This is a genomic window from Vibrio chemaguriensis (assembly GCF_012275705.1).
Taxonomy (GTDB): domain Bacteria; phylum Pseudomonadota; class Gammaproteobacteria; order Enterobacterales; family Vibrionaceae; genus Vibrio; species Vibrio diabolicus.
Window position 1 is genome coordinate 110,645 of the sequence record NZ_SHOE01000008.1, and the last position, 17,505, is coordinate 128,149.

Genomic DNA, 17,505 nt, shown 5'->3' on the forward strand with positions numbered 1-17,505 from the left:
GCCACTATTTAGTGATTTATATAGGTAGGAGTGGGATAACACCGACAAATCCCGCAGTGTACTTTGTAATAAAAGTCACAAAAATAACGGGGTTGTGTAAGTATCCTACAATTTTGTCACTTCAGAATGCAATGAAAAAGTCGACGTTGTGACCCAATTTTTTCGTTTAATTATGCATTTTTAGTTTAACATTTACGCAACATGAACGTTTTTTATCTGTATTTATGCAGGTTTATTGATTTTGAGCCGTATGATGTTTGTTTGAATTGACTAGTATTGTGTGTTTTTTCTTGCAGGGATGTAATTTATTTACACAGATCGTAGTGAGATTGATTACGGTTCATTGTTGGTGAGAATTTATGCAGTTACATGAGTTGGTCAATACAATCGGCCAAGATCTTCAGCGTCGATACGGTGAAAAAGTCCATAAACTAACGTTGCACGGTGGATTTAGTTGCCCTAACCGAGATGGCACGATTGGTCGGGGAGGATGTACTTTTTGTAATGTGGCTTCGTTTGCGGATGAAGAAGTACAGATAAAGAGTATTCACGATCAGTTGAAAGATCGTGCGGGCGAAATTCATCGAGCGAAGAAGTATCTCGCTTATTTTCAGGCTTACACCAGTACTTATGCGGAAGTGCAAGTGCTGAAAAATATGTATGAAGAAGCACTAAAAGCGGCTGATATTGTGGGATTGTGTGTCGGGACTCGTCCAGATTGCGTGCCTGATGCCGTATTAGATTTACTGTCTGACTATGTAAAGCAAGGTTATGAAATTTGGCTAGAGTTAGGGCTTCAAACCGCTAATAACGACACCCTTAAGCGCATCAATCGCGGTCATGATTTCGAATGTTATGCCGAGATCACCAAGCGTGCGCGTGCGCTAGGTATTAAAGTCTGCACTCATTTAATTGTTGGATTACCGAAAGAAAGCCGCGACGATAACATTGAGACGCTGCAAAAAGTGTTAGCCGTGGGCACGGATGGCATCAAGTTACATGGTCTTCATATCGTGGAAGGCAGCACCATGGCGAAAGCGTGGCGTGCAGGACGATTAGAGGCGCCAGAGCTAGAAGAATATGTCGCAATTGCCAGTGAGATGATTCGTATGACGCCACCAGACGTGATTTACCATCGGGTTTCATCAGCAGCTCGTAGACCTACCTTATTATCGCCACTGTGGTGTGAAAATCGCTGGCTGGCGATGACTGAAATTGGTCGAGCCCTCAGTGAACATGGTGCTCAAGGAAGCCTAACGGGAAACGCTTTTATCTATACTAAACCGGAATTAATAGCAGATCGCTCAATAAATAACTGATATATTTTAACCAGTTTTCTTTAAAGGTTTAAACGATGGATCAGTTACTCAATTGGCTTTGGGATGGTCAAGGCGGTTATGGCTATGTCGTCTTGTTATTAATTGCTAGCGTGTGCGCGTTAGCACTGATCTATTTGCACTTTCAAACATCACTTAAGCAACTCGTAACGGATTCACCCTATCCAGTCATAGTGCTGGATACTGGCCATGCTCAGATCTTGTTATCTAACCAAGCTGCGATGCAGTTATTAGGTATTCGCTCTCTAGGCACGGGATATTTGTATCCCGCTTTATTCGATATTCGTGAGCTTGAGTCGTTTCTCGACAGTGTCTCTAGTCGTCATTTTAGCCAGCAGGTATTTGATTGGCGCTTATCTGAAAGCGAATCTATCAAGGTGGAGTTGTCAGGAAGAAAGAGTTTGCTGCGCAATCACCGTGTTTGGATCATCTACGCGCAGCCATATCAATCCACTCATCAAGAGCAGCAACAAGAGCTTGCGCAATTAACGATTGCCCGTTCGGCACTAGACTCACTCTCTGAGTTAATCTGTACCCAAGATCGCCAAGGGAATTTATTAACGACGAACCGAGCATTTGATCAATTTTGGGAAGGGCGAAGGGAAGAAGCCTGTGCATCAAAGGCTTCCATGGGCGAGGCTACCAGAAAGAGTGAGCGCAAGTGGACGACGGATCCACAAGGTCGCAGTTGCTTATTGGAAGTGAATCAAAATTCCCTTGTGTCACCGAGTGGTGAGCTGATCGGTACATTATCCATTAGTCATGATGTGACCGAGTGGCACAAAATGCAGCAAAACCTGAGAGATGAAATGGAGCGCCGTAAAGATACAGAAGTTGCGTTGGCGCAAAGGGATACCATCTTACAAACTATTCTTGACGCTAGCCCTGACTCTATCGGTATCTTCAATGAGAATATGGTCTATCAAGCGTGTAATAAACCGTTCGTTAATGCATTAGGTATTTCAGACGTGTCTGATTTGATAGGTAAGCGCCTTCAAGATGTCATTCCTGAAGAGATGTACGCTCGCTTAGCCGCTAGTGATTTAGATGCATTGCGTCAGTCAGAACCTGTCCGATACATAGATAAAGTCGTTAGCAGTGATGGCAAAAGTACGTGGTTTGATGTGGTGAAATCGCCTTTTAAAGATAAAGCTTCAGGAACGAATGGTGTGCTGATCATGGCGCGTGATATTTCTGAACGTTACCTTGCCGAACAAAAGTTGGAGAGAGCCAATTTAGAGTTAGAAAAGTTGAGCTTTATGGATAGCTTAACTCAGGTATCGAACCGACGCCGCTTCGATGAACAACTGCAGGTACTATGGTACCACCATGCCCGCGAAAAGCTGCCGCTCACTATCATGTTGTGTGACATCGACTTTTTCAAAGATTACAACGACTGCTACGGCCATCAGCAAGGTGATGAAGCATTGGTCAGTGTTGCTACCGTATTCACAAAAGTCATCAATCGCTCTTCGGATTGTGTTGCGCGTTATGGTGGTGAGGAGTTTGGTTTTATCCTGCCGAATACCACAACGGAAGGCGCGAGCAATGTAGCGCAGCGTATTCATGAACAAATTCGACAACTCGATATGGAGCACGACAGCTCAGAAGCTTCGGAACGTCTCACGGTCAGTATCGGTCTTGTCTCTTATATTCCTCAACATGGTGATGAACCGGAAATGGGTATTGCCATGGCTGACAGTGCGCTATACCAAGCCAAAGCGGATGGACGTAATCGCACCTGTATTCACCCAAGTTCTTGCTAACGCTTTGTGACCGCTTGCTCTAAGTTGATAGCTGATTGTTTAAATCGCCGTATTAAACACGTTAAACTTACCGAAGCCTGTGCGTTCGTTGGTTAACTTATCTTTTTATCTTGTTTAGCAAGCGCAGTTCGCACTACGTATTTTTCACTAATCACACAGACCTAAATTGCGTTAGGCCGAATATGTCTGCTCGTTTTTTATCATTGAAGGGCAACATCTAGCCAGCACCATGGAGTAGTTAATGAAACCCATGAAAAATCTCGCCCAGTATTATGTCGACTTGCTAGTCAAACTGGGGATTGTTCGTTTCTCGATTTTGCTGGCCCTTGCGCTGGTGGCATTAGCCGTTGTGGTGCAGGTGGGGATTACTTTAGCTCTCAAGGGGCGAGTCGACGATATCGACATTGTCCGTTCGGTGTTTTTTGGTCTCTTGATTACACCTTGGGCGGTTTATTTTCTTTCTGTTGTTGTTGATCAGCTAGAAGAGTCTCGCCAGCGTTTAACCAAGTTGGTGTCCAAACTGAAAGACATGCGCTCGCGAGACCAAGAACTGAATTATCAACTGCAACAAAACATCGAAAAGCTCAACCAAGAAATTGAAGAGCGCATTAAAGCAGAAGAAGCTCGTGAAGAGGCGATGCAAGATCTCGAAAACGAGGTGTTCCAACGAGAGCGTACTCAGTTAGAGCTGGCGGAACGCACTGCACTACTGCGTTCATTTATTGATGCCTCGCCAGACTTAATTTACTACCGCAATGCCGATGGTGTGTTCTCCGGTTGTAACCGGGCAATGGAAGAGCTAACAGGCAAGAAAGAGCACCAGTTGGTCGGATTAAGCCCTTGGGATGTGTATAGCAAAGAAATCGCTGAGCACATCGTTGATACTGACCAAAAGGTCTTTGCCGATAATCAAGCCATCACTTACGAGCAGTGGCTAGAGTATCCTGATGGACGCAAGCACTACTTTGAACTGCGTAAAGTGCCGTTTTACAGCAAAGATGGTCGTCACCTTGGATTGGTAGGTTTTGGCCGTGATATCACTGAACGTAAACGTCATGAAGAGTCGTTAGAGAAAGCAAGCCGTGATAAGACTACTTTCATCTCAACCATCAGTCATGAACTGCGAACGCCACTAAATGGCATTGTGGGTTTAAGTCGCATGCTTCTCGATAGTCCGTTGACAGAAGAGCAGCGCAAACACATGCAGACCATCAATGTGAGTGCGATTACGCTAGGTAACATCTTCAACGATATTATCGATATGGATAAGTTTGATCGCCGCAAGCTAGAACTATTACCTGCGCCACTTAACTTCGAAGACTTCGTCGCTGAGATTGAAAGCATCTCTGCTTTGATGGCGGAGCAAAAAGGGCTGCGTTTTGACTTAGAACGTTTGAGTGATTTACCAAAAGCAATTGAAGTGGATGCGACCCGTTTGCGTCAGGTAATTTGGAACTTGGTCAGCAACGCAATGAAGTTTACCAAAGAAGGTGGCGTTGTGATGACAGTGAGCGCGGATGTCGAAGACGATTTTGCGACCATTATTATGGAAGTGGAAGACACAGGTATTGGTATACCGGAAGATGAGCTCGATAAAATCTTCGCCATGTATTACCAAGTGAAGTCGGGCAAAGACAACCTACATGCGGTCGGTACAGGCATTGGTTTGGCGGTATCTAAGCAACTGATCAATATGATGGATGGTGACATTACTGTCGCTAGTGAAGAGGGTTTTGGTAGTACTTTTACCGTATCGATTCACGTTCCTATTGTGGAACTCGAAGAACCTGTCATTGATGCAAAACGCGACAATATGCATCTCAACATCTTTATGGTCGAAGACATTGAGCTTAACGTCACTGTTGCCAAATCGTTGCTTGAGAGCTTAGGGCACTCCGTTACCGTGGCGATGACGGGACAAGAAGCGCTCGTGAACTTTGTGCCAGAAAAATATGACTTGGCGTTGTTGGATATTCAGCTGCCTGATATGACGGGGTTTGATGTCGCAAATTATTATCGCGAGCATTATAACAATCTGCCTCCATTGGTCGCCCTAACAGCTAATGTGATGAAAGATCGTCGTGAATACTTAGATAACGGCATGGATGATGCCATCAGTAAACCGCTTGCTGTGAACGCCATTCAGTCTGTAATTGATAAATTCTTCGCGCATCAGGTAGAGCAGCAAGAGCAACCTGAGAGCGTTCCAGAAACAGTGGAAGAGCCGACTCCTTCTCCTGTGATTGAGACACACTTGCTCGATATGGATATGTTAGAGTCTTACGTCGACATTGTTGGTGCCAAGCCGGTCTACGACAGCATAAAAATGTTTGAAGACATGATGCCAGACTATATTGATGTCTTAGACTCAAACATGACGGCAAAAGATCAAGATGGGATTGTTTCTGAAGCGCATAAAATTAAAGGTGCTGCAGGTTCGATTGGCCTCAAACGTATCCAAAGTGTGGCGCAGAAAGCGCAATCTCCCGATATGCCAGCATGGTGGGAAAACATTTCAGACTGGGTTGAAGAGATCAAAAATGAATACCAAAACGATATTCAAGTCCTCAAAAGTTGGTTGGAACAAAGGAAATAACATGAAAAAAATCGCACCGTTGGCGTTGGTTATAGCATTGATGGCAGGTTGCAGTTCCGTTCCAAGTGTGAACTGGCAACAAAACAGTCAGATTACGATTAACCAAGTGAATGTCGAGCTCAAAAGTAACTTATGGGTGAACCTGATGCCGACTGTTGGGGAAGTACAAGAGCAAAGCATTCAAGGATCACTTTACCTTGAAGGAGACCAGTTACTCCCAGCCAACCTGACTGCCGAAGCGCTTATCATCAAGCAAGGGGAAAAAGAGTGGTGGGTGGATGAAGACTCTTTAGAAACTCGAACTCATAGTGAGAGCCAATGGGAAGTAGCCTTCACGTCTCAGGTAGACGTGGATACAGAAAAATCGGTTGATATCGCGGTACTTTTAGACGACGCAGGTAAACAGCGCTGGTTAGTGGAAAAATACGTGAAGATTAATAAGGTTTATTAGATTCAGTGATTGTTCGTTAATTGCTAAACCCAAAATAAAAGGGCTTGCTCAATGAGCAAGCCCTTTGCGTATTAGCGATTCAATTAGTCTTCTAGATCGCCACAGAAGCGGTAACCTTCGCCGTGGATAGTCGCGATGATTTCAGGAGTACCTGAAACAGACTCAAAGTGTTTACGAATACGACGAATCGTTACGTCTACAGTACGGTCATGCGGCTTAAGTTCACGGCCAGTCATCTTCTTAAGAAGATCGGCACGAGTTTGAATCTTACCTGGGTTCTCACAGAAGTGCAGTAGAGCTCGGAACTCAGAGCGAGGGAGCTTGTAGCTATCACCAGCTGGGCTTACTAGAGAGCGGCTGTTGATGTCCAGTACCCAACCATTGAATTCATACTTTTCTACTGAGCGTTTCTCTTCTTGCACCGCGTTAGAGCTCATTGAGCGGCTAAGTAGGTTGCGAGCACGAATAGTCAGTTCACGTGGGTTGAATGGTTTAGTGATGTAGTCATCTGCACCAATCTCAAGACCTAGGATCTTGTCCACTTCATTGTCACGGCCTGTCAGGAACATTAAAGCAATGTTCGCTTGTTCGCGTAGTTCACGCGCTAACAGAAGGCCATTCTTGCCTGGAAGATTAATGTCCATAATAACCAAGTTGACTGAGTTGTCAGACAACACTTGGTGCATCTCTTCACCGTCACTGGCTTCAAAAACAGCGTATCCCTCTGCTTCAAAAATACTCTTAAGAGTGTTACGAGTTACTTGCTCATCTTCAACGATAAGAATCTGCGGGGTTTGCATTGGCGGTACCTAAATTTGTGACAAAATTGTGCTAATAGAATAAATTCTAGGCAAAAATATAACATACAGGTAATGTGATTTTGATAATAAATCAAGTTGATCAAAAAAACACTTCTTTCAGTTATCCGCCCTCCATGGAATTTTGCCAACTCACCAGTATCCAATGGCGACGTTTATTCTAAAGGGCTTGTTTACCTTTCATTTCCTGCTTTCTGTGGGGCCTGAAACGTAAACACCCTAAGATATGGAGCGGATTTTATATTGTTAACAGCATGCTAACAATGCTCAAATGTTAATTCCATTCAGTTTGTTGATTTATATCAATTGATGAAATGTAACTGTTATTAATCGTTTAAGACTTATGATAGAAAAAAGTAATACGAACATAGACGCATCGTTATGGAATGCTTATTCAGAATCTTTTTTCAGATTCGAGGCCGAGTGGTGCGTTTCAAACTACGCTGTGATAACCGCTTGGAACCCATACAGTAATTTGCGGTCCAAAGAAGAGAACTGCATAAGCAATCAAGCATTAGAAACACTGCTACAGCACGTTAATTACGCGCCTATCACAGTAGGTGACAGCTCTTTTACATGGTATGAGGAAAGCTTTGCCGTCGAGTTATCACCAGAGGCGGCGGTCGCATTGGCGAATGACTTTCAACAAAACGCGATTTACTACGTCATTGATGATCAACTTTACCTTATTGCGTGCTCACAGCCGAAAGTGTTGCATAAGTTAGGCTCCCTTAAGCCTCGACTCGTATAGGAAAGGATACTACTCACCGAAGCACTGCTTGGGTGAGAAAATTCACGGAGGAAATATGAGAGACATTACACCCGATATTTGTGACCAATTTGAAGACCAAGTTACCCTGCTTACTTTGCCACTGCAGAACTTTGGTCAACGCACCGCTTTTTACGGAGAAATTGTCACAGTGCGTTGCTATCACGACAACTCAAAAGTACGTGAAGTACTGGGCGAAGATGGAACGGGGAAAGTATTGATTGTTGACGGACATGGTTCGTGTCAGAAAGCATTGCTTGGCGATCAATTAGCAATACTCGGAATAGAAAATGGGTGGGAAGGCATTATTGTCTATGGTGCAATACGCGACGTAGCACAAATATCTCAGATGGACATTGGCGTGCAAGCACTTGGTACCAATCCGTTTAAGACAGAGAAGCGAGGTATGGGAGAGGTCAATGTGACCTTAACGATGCAAAACCAAATCGTGCAGCCGAAGCATTATGTGTACGCTGATTGGAATGGTGTGTTGATTTCAAAGCAAAAATTAGATTTCTAAAAACGAAAGCCTAAACCTACCTCAATACCTTGTTGCCAATCTTGGTAATCAAGAGTCGCGTGAAGATCCAGTTTATCGGTGATTTTTACGCGACTTGAGACTTCAGCTGCGAGGCTGCTGTCTTCTTGGCGAATACCTTCCGCAGTCTCATTCTTGTAAGAGCGAACCGTACTTTTTAGTGTGACACGATCATTGAAGTGATAGCTGATCCCACTCAAAAAACCGCTTTGGTTTTGGGTTGGAGAGTTGTTGACTCGTGCACCGACGTAAACGTCTACGGAGTCAAAGAGTTCGTACGCATAACCCGTGTCGATATTCCAAACATCGAAACTGTCAGATTGATAGCTGTCGCTGGAAATAAATAGTTTATGAGGAGAAGGGGATGTTTTGCCTGGAAGAGGCGGAAGCTCGTTTGCTAGACAAACGCCAGGCACAAAAAAAAGCAACAGAAAAAGCCCTCTTTTCATGCTCACCACTCCTTGTGTCAACTTTTTTATTAGTATGTGCCCAAAGCTTCTCACTATTAAAGCATAGAATATGAAAGCTAGCTTACCTATTTTCTAAATAATTCGATCCTGTGAACATAGGTCACAGTTAAGTTGTTGTTAAGTGTCAACAACTCCCTTTCATAATTTGATCTTACGCTTTATGACGAAGATCAGACTAGTTATGGAGTAAAAAGTGAGACTGATGACGATGGGATGAGCCCCCTACAAAAATAAGCTACAGATTTCCTAACGAGCAATAACATCCAATTAGCTTTAAATATCAATAAGATTGCTTAGCAGAAATCGCTGTAAGACTGAAAAACAAACAATTTTTTGTTGACTATGAATCGGAAACTCGGTAAACGTAGAGTTAAGCAAACACAATTAACGTTGAATATTTATTTATGCCATCTAACAGCCTAGTAGTAATGACCACGACCATTATTATTATCGACACGACACATGTTGGGGCAGGCTGCTGAGCGAAAGAAATTCACAAAAAAGGCCTGTATCCAACAAGATACAGGCCTTTTTTTATGCTTTTTTATCCAGAATTTAGACAAGTTTGAGAAGATATACCGGAGGAAGGGATGCGAGTATTGAAGTTTGGCGGTTCATCACTAGCTGATGCAGATCGCTTTTTAAGAGCGGCAGACATCATTGCCAATAACGCTCAACAAGAAGAAGTGGCGGTTGTTCTTTCTGCCCCAGGTAAAACAACAAATAAATTGGTTGCGGTCATTGAAGGCGCGTTGCGCAATGGTGAAGCAGAGCTGCAAATCAAAGAGTTGGATGAATCGTTTAAAACGCTCTTCACTCAAATCCAAGCAGTACTACCCAATATTGATGGTTCAGCTTTCGATAACCAAGTGAAAACCTCGCTATCTCAATTACGTCAATTTGTTCACGGCATCAATCTATTAGGTATGTGCCCAAACAACGTAAATGCACGCATTATCAGTAAAGGTGAGCGTGTTTCCATTCAGTTGATGAAAGCCGTCTTGGAGGCGAAGGGACAACAAGCGAGCTTGATCGATCCTGTCGAGTATCTGTATGCCCAAGGTGATCATCTTGAAGCTATGGTTGATGTGGATATTTCAACGCAAAACTTCCGTCAAAACCCCCTTCCTCAGGGCCACGTGAACATTATGCCGGGCTTTACAGCTGGCAACGAAAAAGGAGAGCTTGTCACGCTGGGTCGTAATGGCTCTGACTACTCGGCAGCGGTTCTTGCAGCTTGTTTACGCGCAGACTGCTGTGAAATCTGGACCGACGTTGATGGTGTATACAACTGTGACCCACGTTTAGTCGAAGATGCTCGCCTACTTAAATCACTAAGCTACCAAGAAGCGATGGAGCTTTCTTATTTTGGTGCTTCCGTTCTGCACCCGAAAACCATCGCCCCTATTGCTCAATTCCACATTCCATGTCTGATCAAAAACAGCTTTAACCCTCAAGGTGCAGGTACTCTTATCGGCCAAGATACTGGTGAAGATAATCTTGCGATCAAAGGTATTACAACACTTAACGACCTAACCATGGTTAACGTATCAGGCCCTGGTATGAAAGGCATGGTAGGCATGGCGAGCCGTGTATTCGGTGCGATGTCGTCTGCTGGTGTATCTATTGTTCTGATCACTCAGTCTTCTTCTGAATACAGCATCAGCTTCTGTATTGAGGCTGAAGATAAAGCGAAAGCGCAGCAAGTGCTGGCAGATGCGTTCGAGCTAGAACTCAAAGATAGCTTACTAGAACCGGTTGAGTTTATTGATAATGTTTCAATCATTACGCTTGTTGGTGATGGTATGCGCACATCGCGCGGTGTGGCTTCTCGCTTCTTCTCTTCTCTTGCTGAAGTGAACGTGAACATCGTGGCGATAGCACAAGGCTCATCAGAACGTGCGATTTCTGCCGTTATTCCAGAAGACAAAATTTCTGAGGCGATCAAAGCGTGTCACGAAAACCTATTCAACTCGAAACACTTCCTAGATGTGTTCGTTGTTGGTGTCGGTGGTGTGGGTGGCGAACTGGTGGATCAGATCGAACGCCAACAAGTCAAACTGGCTGAGAAAGGCATTGTGATTCGAGTTTGTGGCTTAGCAAACAGCAAAGGTCTTTTGCTTGATAGCGAAGGCTTACCGCTCGAGCACTGGCGTGATCGTATGTCAGCAGCCACAGAAGAATTCAGCCTAGCGCGTCTGATTTCTTTGGTACAACGCAATCATATTATCAACCCAGTATTGGTTGATTGTACCTCCAGTGAAGACATTGCTAAACAATACGCCGACTTCCTAGCGGCAGGTTTTCATGTTGTAACACCAAACAAAAAAGCAAACACAGCAAGCATGGCGTACTACCATCAGCTTCGCGATGTGGCTCGTAGCTCCCGTCGTAAATTGATGTATGAAACAACCGTAGGTGCAGGCCTACCGGTTATTGAAAACTTGCAAAACCTAATTTCTGCAGGCGATGAACTGGAGCGCTTTAGCGGTATTCTTTCCGGTTCTCTTTCTTATATTTTCGGTAAGTTAGATGAAGGAATGAGCTTAAGTGAAGCGACGAATATCGCAAAAGAAAATGGCTTTACTGAACCAGATCCTCGTGATGATCTGTCTGGTATGGATGTCGCGCGTAAGCTGTTGATCCTAGCTCGTGAAGCGGGCATGTCACTAGAGCTTGAAGATGTTGTTGTTGACCAAGCGCTACCGCCAGGCTTTGATGATTCAGGCAGTGTTGATGAGTTTATGGCGCGTCTCCCAGAAGCAGACGCTTACTTCAAAGAGTTATCGGCTAAAGCAGCAGAAGAAGGCAAAGTACTACGTTACGTTGGTGAAATTAACGAGGGCAAGTGCACAGTAAGCATCGCTGCGGTGGATGAAAACGATCCGATGTATAAAATCAAAGACGGTGAAAACGCACTGGCATTTTACAGCCGTTACTACCAGCCAATCCCACTTGTGTTGCGTGGCTACGGCGCAGGTACTGAGGTAACGGCTGCGGGTGTATTCTCTGACGTGATGCGTACTTTAGGTTGGAAACTAGGGGTATAACAAGAATGAGTTCAAGTGATATGGATGTAGTGGTTTATGCCCCAGCATCAATTGGTAATGTAAGTGTTGGTTTTGATGTATTGGGGGCGGCGGTGTCCCCAGTGGATGGGACCTTGCTAGGTGACAGAGTGCAAGTTAAGGCAGGGACTGAGCCGTTCAGTCTGAAAACTGCGGGTAATTTTGTCTCTAAGTTGCCTACAGAGCCAAAAGAAAACATCGTTTACGATTGTTGGCTGGTGTTTTCTCGCGAGCTAGATAAAAAAGGTGTTGAGCTAAAACCACTTGAAATGACGCTAGAAAAGAACATGCCAATAGGCTCAGGTTTAGGCTCAAGTGCTTGTTCTATCGTTGCTGCATTAGATGCATTAAACCGATTCCATGGTCAGCCGCTTAACGAGACTGAGCTGCTAGCACTGATGGGGGAAATGGAAGGCAAGATCTCTGGTGGTATTCACTATGATAACGTGGCGCCATGTTACCTTGGCGGTGTGCAATTGATGCTGGAAGAGCTAGGTATCATTAGCCAAGAAGTGCCTTGCTTTGACGATTGGTACTGGGTGATGGCGTATCCGGGTATCAAAGTATCAACAGCAGAAGCGCGTGAGATCCTACCATCTCAATACCGTCGACAAGATATCATTGCTCATGGTCGTCACCTTGCGGGCTTTATTCATGCGTGTCATTCTGGTCAGCCAGAGCTAGCTGCAAAAATGATCAAAGACGTGATCGCAGAACCGTATCGTGAGAAACTGCTTCCGGGTTTTGCGAATGCACGTCAATACGCAGCGTCTGCGGGTGCATTGGCTACCGGTATTTCTGGCAGTGGGCCGACACTGTTCAGTATTTGCAAAGAGAAAGATGTCGCTGAGCGAGTTGCTCGCTGGTTAGAACAGAACTACGTACAAAACGAAGAAGGATTCGTCCACGTTTGTCGTCTAGATAAGCAGGGTTCGAAAGTAACAGGAAGTGAGCTATGAAGCTTTACAATATAAAAGAAAATGATGAACAAGTTTCCTTTGGCCAAGCCGTTCGCCAAGGGTTAGGCCGTAACCAAGGTCTATTTTTCCCATCGGAATTACCAAAGTTTGAAGACGTTGATGCGCTACTGGCAGAAGACTTTGTTTCTCGTAGCACTAAGATTTTATCAGCGTTTATCGGTGATGAGCTGGCGGAAGAGCAAGTCAACGCGCTTGTGGACGCAGCGTTCCAATTCCCGGCGCCAATCAATCAAGTCAAAGACGGTGTTTACGCGTTAGAGCTTTTCCATGGTCCAACGCTGGCATTTAAAGATTTTGGCGGTCGCTTTATGGCGCAATCTCTTGCGGCGGTATCGGACGGTGGCAAGATCACCATTCTGACTGCGACTTCTGGCGATACTGGCGCAGCCGTTGCGCACGCTTTCTATGGTATGGAAGACATCAACGTTGTGATTCTTTACCCGAAAGGCAAGATCAGCCCACTGCAAGAGAAGCTATTCTGTACGCTAGGCAAGAACATTCACACTGTCGCGATCGATGGCGACTTCGATGCGTGCCAGGCTCTGGTTAAGCAAGCTTTCGATGATTCCGCACTGCGTGAAGAGATCGGTCTGAATTCTGCAAACTCAATCAACATCAGCCGTTTGATGGCGCAAATCTGTTACTACTTTGAAGCAGCAGCGCAAATGAGCAAACAAGAGCGTGAAAACCTAGTCGTGTCTGTACCAAGTGGTAACTTTGGTAACCTAACTGCTGGTCTACTGGCAAAAGCGCTGGGTCTGCCGATCAAACGCTTTATCGCTGCAACTAACGCTAATGACACGGTTCCGCGCTACCTAGAAACAGGTAAGTGGGAGCCAAAACCAACGGTTGCAACGACATCGAACGCGATGGACGTGAGTCAACCGAACAACTGGCCGCGTATCGAAGAGCTTTGCCGAGTGAAAGAGTGGGGCCTAGAGACACTAGGTAAAGGCGCGGTTTCAGATGAGCAAAGCGCACAATCTGTGAAAGACCTGTACTCATTGGGCTACCTATGTGAACCGCACGGTGCGATTGCTTACCGCGTTCTTGAAGAGCAACTGCAAGAAGGTGAAACCGGTCTTTTCCTATGTACTGCGCATCCAGCGAAGTTCAAAGAAGTGGTGGATGACATTTTGCAATCTGACATCGAGCTTCCTGCACCGCTAGCGAAGCACGCGGCGATGGAACTGCTATCGGAAGAGCTAGACGCAGACTTTGATGCATTGAAACAAGTACTGCGCCGTGTACAGTAATTATTAAAATGATGAACGACGAAAGGTGAATGAGCAATCATTCGCCTTTTTTATTGTCAGTAAGTCTCGACTCTCTTTATGATTGAGAAACGAACTTAAAGATGGAAATAGAAGCATGCATTTTTTGATTTTTCTTGGCTCGGTAAGAGACAGCACACCGCCACGACCAGCCCGCTTGGGCATGCGAGTGAGTAGAGCATGTGAAACGTTGTTTAAGAATCAGTATTCCCAACATACCGTCGAAATCATTGACCCATTGAACTACGACTTTGACGACGTGTTTAAGCCTGAGTTTGCTTACCATCGCGCTAAAGTGCCAGCCCACTTGAGAGAACTGGCAGACAAAATTAAAAGCGCCGATGGGTACGTGATGGTCAGTCCGGAATACAACCATTCGATGAGCCCTGCTTTGGCAAACATGCTTAACCATTTTGGTAGTTCGCTGTTTTCTTATAAGCCAAGTGCTATCGTGACCTATTCTGCTGGACAATGGGGTGGTGTTCGAGCTGCTGTGTCGATGCGTACCTTCTTATCTGAACTTGGATGTTTACCTGTCTCGGCGATGATTCACATTCCGAAAGCGCAAGAAGTGTTTGACGAACAGGGTGTCGTTGCGGATGAATTGCAGCAGACGCAGTGGGACAGCTATATGAATCGCACAATACATCAACTCATTTGGTGGTCTGAAGGCGCTTCACAACAAAGAGAAAGGCTTGACCCAACCTCATTGGCTGAAGTGTTTAAGAAGGATCCGTCACAGAGAAATGCTCCGTAAAGGAACAGAACGGTTAGATGCATGGAAAAACAAAAAAAGCTTGGCCATTGAGACCAAGCTTTTTAAATGTGAGTAAGTCGATTTTATTGAGATTATAGCGTCTCAGTAAAAGTACGAGCGATGACATCACGTTGTTGCTCTGGAGTTAGCGAGTTGAAACGTACTGCGTAACCAGAAACACGGATAGTTAGTTGTGGGTATTTCTCTGGGTGTGCAACTGCATCTTCTAGTGTTTCGCGTTTAAGCACGTTCACGTTTAGGTGTTGACCGCCTTCGATGCGAGGAGCTGTTTCGATTGCTACTTCACAGCTTTCGTATTCACCTAGATCGCTGATTGCGATAACTTGGTCTGCTTCGTAGCCAGCAGTTGCAGCAACACAACGAGCTTCATTTTTTTCGCTATCTAATAGCCAGATAGAGTTTAGTAGGTCGTCGTTTGCCGCTTTTGTAATTTGGATACCTTGGATCATCACTATCTCCTAGACCACTTACGTGGTGATTATTGGTGTTAATTTTCGAATTTTCGTTGAGCTGAGTATTATATAGCTAATATCCACTATTTTAATATTGATTTAAGTCAAAAAACAACCAAAAACATTATTTTTATTAAGGTAATTTTATTGAGTTAAATCAATAAAACCTTTGAAAACAAACTAATTACAATTTATTTGATAATATAAAAAATATTTAATAACTAATTTTGTTGTAAATTTACTGCAAGTTAAGCTTAAAGTTTAAACTGATTAACGCAACTATCTGTATTTAGGTAGCAATACTGAAAGTCTAAAGTGATTAAATGACAAACATGAAAAACAAGCTTGGGAATAAACTCATTGGTGCACATGTCTCTGCTGCTGGTGGGGTCGATCAAGCGCCGTTGAGAGCTCGCGAAATTGGCGCGAATGCGTTCGCACTATTTACAAAAAACCAACGCCAGTGGGTGGCGAAGCCTTTAGAAGCAAAAACCATCAGTGCGTTTAAAGCGAACTGTAAAATGCTGGGTTTCGGCGCAGAACATATTCTTCCCCATGACTCTTATCTAATTAACTTAGGTGCACCAGAAGCGGATAAGTTGGATAAGTCACGCGCTGCATTCATCGATGAGATGGAGCGTTGTAATCAATTGGGTTTAACGTTGCTGAACTTTCACCCTGGGAGCCACTTAAAGAAAGTCTCGGAACAGGAGTGCTTAGCGACGATCGCAGAGTCGATCAATCTTGCGCACAAAGCGGTGCCGAATGTGATCGCGGTAATCGAGAATACGGCTGGTCAGGGTACAAACCTAGGTTGGAAGTTTGAGCATCTTGCTGAAATCATCGATCAAGTGGAAGACAAAGAACGTGTTGGTGTATGTCTCGATACTTGCCACACGTTTACCGCCGGTTACGATCTGCGTACTAAAGAGGATTGTGAGCATACCTTTGCTGAATTCGACCGTATTGTTGGGATGCACTATTTAAGAGCAATGCATCTAAATGATTCAAAAGTTGAGTTTGCCAGCAAAGTGGATCGCCACCACTCATTAGGCAAAGGAGAGATCGGGTGGGATTGTTTTGAGTACATCGCTAAAGACCCTCGATTTGATGGTATCCCTCTGATTTTAGAAACAATTGATCCGGACATCTGGCAGCAAGAAATCAACGCACTGCGTCAGTTTCATCTAGCGGCGATAGATAACCAATGATGTGATCACAGAGTTGGCACCTTTCTTTCTTAGTCACTTAAGTCAATTTGAATTAAGAAAGAAGGATGCCACTATGTCTCGACCACACTCTTTTGCTTCTTACGCATATAGCCGCCGCGTGCTTCGTTTGCCGATGCCTAATCGTCACATTACTGGACAGGGGCATTTTCGAACGCCACAGAAGCATTAGTCTTTTATTACTGTTCTCAAGTTCGTGGTAAGTTTTTGTTTGTTTGGGTTTCGCTCGTTAGAATAGAAGCAAAATTTAGGACAGGAACTTTCCATGAATCAGTCACCCACTTGGTACGATGTGATCGGCGAAGAGAAAAAACAGAGCTACTTTGTAGACACTTTGAATTTTGTAGAAGCAGAACGCGCCGCAGGCAAAGCGATTTTTCCGCCAGCGAAAGATGTCTTTAATGCGTTTCGTTTTACCGAGTTTAACGATGTTAAAGTAGTGATTCTGGGGCAGGACCCATACCATGGTCCAAATCAGGCGCATGGCTTGTGCTTTTCCGTTCTTCCTGGAATCAAAACGCCACCATCACTCGTTAATATGTATAAAGAGCTGGCTCAAGATATTGAAGGGTTCCAAATCCCTCAGCATGGATTCTTACAAAGCTGGGCAGAGCAAGGTGTATTGCTGCTCAATACGGTATTGACGGTTGAGCAAGGTAAAGCGCATTCACATTCAAAAACGGGGTGGGAAACGTTCACTGACCGAGTGATTGAAGCGATAAACCAGCATCAGGAAGGCGTGGTGTTTTTATTGTGGGGCTCTCACGCTCAGAAGAAAGGGCGCTTTATTGATCGCAATAAACATCATGTGTTAGCCGCACCACATCCATCACCACTCTCAGCACACCGAGGTTTTTTTGGTTGTAAGCATTTCTCTCAAGCAAACCAGTTACTTGCCTCGCAAGGGAAAGCACCAATCAACTGGCATTTGCCATTAACTGTATAAAAGAAGAGACAGCGATAATGCTGCCATTATCGC

At 44.5% G+C, this 17,505-nt stretch carries 16 protein-coding genes and 1 other annotated feature; of the genes, 13 read left to right on the forward strand and 3 right to left on the reverse strand.

Annotation, left to right across the window (positions count from 1 at the left end; all coding sequences use genetic code 11):
• Positions 1-359: 359 nt before the first annotated feature.
• From mnmL to EX191_RS09725, 4 genes are all read left to right on the forward strand, one after another.
• On the forward strand, positions 360-1,319 hold the full coding sequence (gene mnmL, locus EX191_RS09710) for a tRNA modification radical SAM protein MnmL/YtqA (RefSeq protein WP_193447651.1): 960 nt from the start codon (positions 360-362) through the stop codon (positions 1,317-1,319).
• 35 nt (positions 1,320-1,354) lie between these two features.
• Entirely contained in the window at positions 1,355-3,103 is a 1,749-nt protein-coding gene (locus EX191_RS09715) for a sensor domain-containing diguanylate cyclase (protein ID WP_085343974.1), read from the forward strand.
• Between the two features lie 241 nt (positions 3,104-3,344).
• Positions 3,345-5,699, forward strand: coding sequence for an aerobic respiration two-component sensor histidine kinase ArcB (gene arcB, locus EX191_RS09720; RefSeq protein ID WP_047009095.1), 2,355 nt, complete (start codon positions 3,345-3,347; stop codon positions 5,697-5,699).
• Position 5,700: 1 nt separating this feature from the next.
• Positions 5,701-6,150 (forward strand): putative periplasmic lipoprotein, encoded by a 450-nt coding sequence (locus EX191_RS09725; protein WP_182033057.1) that lies wholly within the window; start codon positions 5,701-5,703, stop codon positions 6,148-6,150.
• An 83-nt stretch (positions 6,151-6,233) separates the two neighbouring features.
• On the opposite strand, the gene arcA is transcribed toward EX191_RS09725, so the two are convergent.
• A complete protein-coding gene (gene arcA, locus EX191_RS09730; protein WP_005381824.1) occupies positions 6,234-6,950 on the reverse strand; it encodes a two-component system response regulator ArcA in 717 nt (238 codons plus the stop codon).
• Between the two features lie 361 nt (positions 6,951-7,311).
• Here arcA and EX191_RS09735 point away from each other — a divergent pair, with 361 nt between their 5' ends.
• Both EX191_RS09735 and EX191_RS09740 read left to right on the forward strand, forming a co-directional pair.
• Positions 7,312-7,719: a DUF3293 domain-containing protein gene (locus EX191_RS09735; RefSeq protein WP_031780532.1), complete on the forward strand. Its 408-nt coding sequence runs from the start codon at positions 7,312-7,314 to the stop codon at positions 7,717-7,719.
• 55 nt (positions 7,720-7,774) lie between these two features.
• A complete protein-coding gene (locus EX191_RS09740; RefSeq protein WP_005396309.1) occupies positions 7,775-8,257 on the forward strand; it encodes a putative 4-hydroxy-4-methyl-2-oxoglutarate aldolase in 483 nt (160 codons plus the stop codon).
• On the opposite strand, the gene EX191_RS09745 is transcribed toward EX191_RS09740, so the two are convergent.
• Positions 8,254-8,724 carry a ribonuclease regulator gene (locus EX191_RS09745; RefSeq protein ID WP_065645163.1) on the reverse strand — a complete coding sequence of 157 codons (471 nt, stop codon included), beginning with the start codon at positions 8,722-8,724 and terminating at the stop codon, positions 8,254-8,256. The two genes, EX191_RS09740 and EX191_RS09745, sit on opposite strands and share 4 nt — an antisense overlap.
• 425 nt (positions 8,725-9,149) lie before the next feature.
• Here EX191_RS09745 and thrL point away from each other — a divergent pair, with 425 nt between their 5' ends.
• The 5 genes from thrL to EX191_RS09770 all read left to right on the forward strand — a co-directional run bounded on the left by thrL (position 9,150) and on the right by EX191_RS09770 (position 14,824).
• On the forward strand, positions 9,150-9,227 hold the full coding sequence (thrL, locus tag EX191_RS09750) for a thr operon leader peptide (protein ID WP_193447671.1): 78 nt from the start codon (positions 9,150-9,152) through the stop codon (positions 9,225-9,227).
• Positions 9,163-9,282, forward strand: a sequence feature (Thr leader region). (Overlaps the previous gene by 65 nt.)
• A 53-nt stretch (positions 9,283-9,335) precedes the next feature.
• Complete coding sequence (gene thrA / locus EX191_RS09755) at positions 9,336-11,795, forward strand: bifunctional aspartate kinase/homoserine dehydrogenase I (RefSeq protein ID WP_193447652.1); 2,460 nt, start codon at positions 9,336-9,338, stop codon at positions 11,793-11,795.
• Between the two features lie 20 nt (positions 11,796-11,815).
• Entirely contained in the window at positions 11,816-12,772 is a 957-nt protein-coding gene (gene thrB, locus EX191_RS09760; protein ID WP_041852994.1) for a homoserine kinase, read from the forward strand.
• A complete protein-coding gene (gene thrC / locus EX191_RS09765) occupies positions 12,769-14,049 on the forward strand; it encodes a threonine synthase (protein ID WP_109168792.1) in 1,281 nt (426 codons plus the stop codon). Before thrB ends, thrC begins: the two co-directional genes overlap by 4 nt.
• Before the next feature lie 115 nt (positions 14,050-14,164).
• The gene (locus tag EX191_RS09770) at positions 14,165-14,824 is read left to right on the forward strand and encodes an NADPH-dependent FMN reductase (RefSeq protein ID WP_114323161.1); all 660 of its coding nucleotides are present in this window, start codon (positions 14,165-14,167) and stop codon (positions 14,822-14,824) included.
• Between the two features lie 92 nt (positions 14,825-14,916).
• On the opposite strand, the gene grcA is transcribed toward EX191_RS09770, so the two are convergent.
• Positions 14,917-15,294, reverse strand: coding sequence for an autonomous glycyl radical cofactor GrcA (gene grcA / locus EX191_RS09775; RefSeq protein ID WP_193447653.1), 378 nt, complete (start codon positions 15,292-15,294; stop codon positions 14,917-14,919).
• 326 nt (positions 15,295-15,620) lie between these two features.
• Between grcA and nfo the strand changes: the two genes are divergently transcribed.
• Both nfo and ung read left to right on the forward strand, forming a co-directional pair.
• Positions 15,621-16,508 carry a deoxyribonuclease IV gene (nfo, locus tag EX191_RS09780; RefSeq protein ID WP_046873969.1) on the forward strand — a complete coding sequence of 296 codons (888 nt, stop codon included), beginning with the start codon at positions 15,621-15,623 and terminating at the stop codon, positions 16,506-16,508.
• Between the two features lie 283 nt (positions 16,509-16,791).
• Positions 16,792-17,472 carry a uracil-DNA glycosylase gene (gene ung, locus EX191_RS09785; RefSeq protein WP_193447654.1) on the forward strand — a complete coding sequence of 227 codons (681 nt, stop codon included), beginning with the start codon at positions 16,792-16,794 and terminating at the stop codon, positions 17,470-17,472.
• Positions 17,473-17,505 lie beyond the last annotated feature (33 nt).

Bases quoted from the DNA above. Each gene is read 5' to 3' on its own strand.
- EX191_RS09745 (WP_065645163.1), bottom strand. From the start codon at position 8,724: ATGAAAAGAGGGCTTTTTCTGTTGCTTTTTTTTGTGCCTGGCGTTTGT.
- EX191_RS09740 (WP_005396309.1), top strand. From the start codon at position 7,775: ATGAGAGACATTACACCCGATATTTGTGACCAATTTGAAGACCAAGTT.
- EX191_RS09770 (WP_114323161.1), top strand. From the start codon at position 14,165: ATGCATTTTTTGATTTTTCTTGGCTCGGTAAGAGACAGCACACCGCCA.
- arcB (WP_047009095.1), top strand. From the start codon at position 3,345: ATGAAACCCATGAAAAATCTCGCCCAGTATTATGTCGACTTGCTAGTC.
- EX191_RS09735 (WP_031780532.1), top strand. From the start codon at position 7,312: ATGATAGAAAAAAGTAATACGAACATAGACGCATCGTTATGGAATGCT.
- ung (WP_193447654.1), top strand. From the start codon at position 16,792: ATGAATCAGTCACCCACTTGGTACGATGTGATCGGCGAAGAGAAAAAA.
- thrC (WP_109168792.1), top strand. From the start codon at position 12,769: ATGAAGCTTTACAATATAAAAGAAAATGATGAACAAGTTTCCTTTGGC.
- EX191_RS09715 (WP_085343974.1), top strand. From the start codon at position 1,355: ATGGATCAGTTACTCAATTGGCTTTGGGATGGTCAAGGCGGTTATGGC.
- grcA (WP_193447653.1), bottom strand. From the start codon at position 15,294: ATGATCCAAGGTATCCAAATTACAAAAGCGGCAAACGACGACCTACTA.
- thrL (WP_193447671.1), top strand. From the start codon at position 9,150: ATGCCATCTAACAGCCTAGTAGTAATGACCACGACCATTATTATTATC.
- thrA (WP_193447652.1), top strand. From the start codon at position 9,336: ATGCGAGTATTGAAGTTTGGCGGTTCATCACTAGCTGATGCAGATCGC.
- thrB (WP_041852994.1), top strand. From the start codon at position 11,816: ATGGATGTAGTGGTTTATGCCCCAGCATCAATTGGTAATGTAAGTGTT.
- arcA (WP_005381824.1), bottom strand. From the start codon at position 6,950: ATGCAAACCCCGCAGATTCTTATCGTTGAAGATGAGCAAGTAACTCGT.
- nfo (WP_046873969.1), top strand. From the start codon at position 15,621: ATGACAAACATGAAAAACAAGCTTGGGAATAAACTCATTGGTGCACAT.
- EX191_RS09725 (WP_182033057.1), top strand. From the start codon at position 5,701: ATGAAAAAAATCGCACCGTTGGCGTTGGTTATAGCATTGATGGCAGGT.
- mnmL (WP_193447651.1), top strand. From the start codon at position 360: ATGCAGTTACATGAGTTGGTCAATACAATCGGCCAAGATCTTCAGCGT.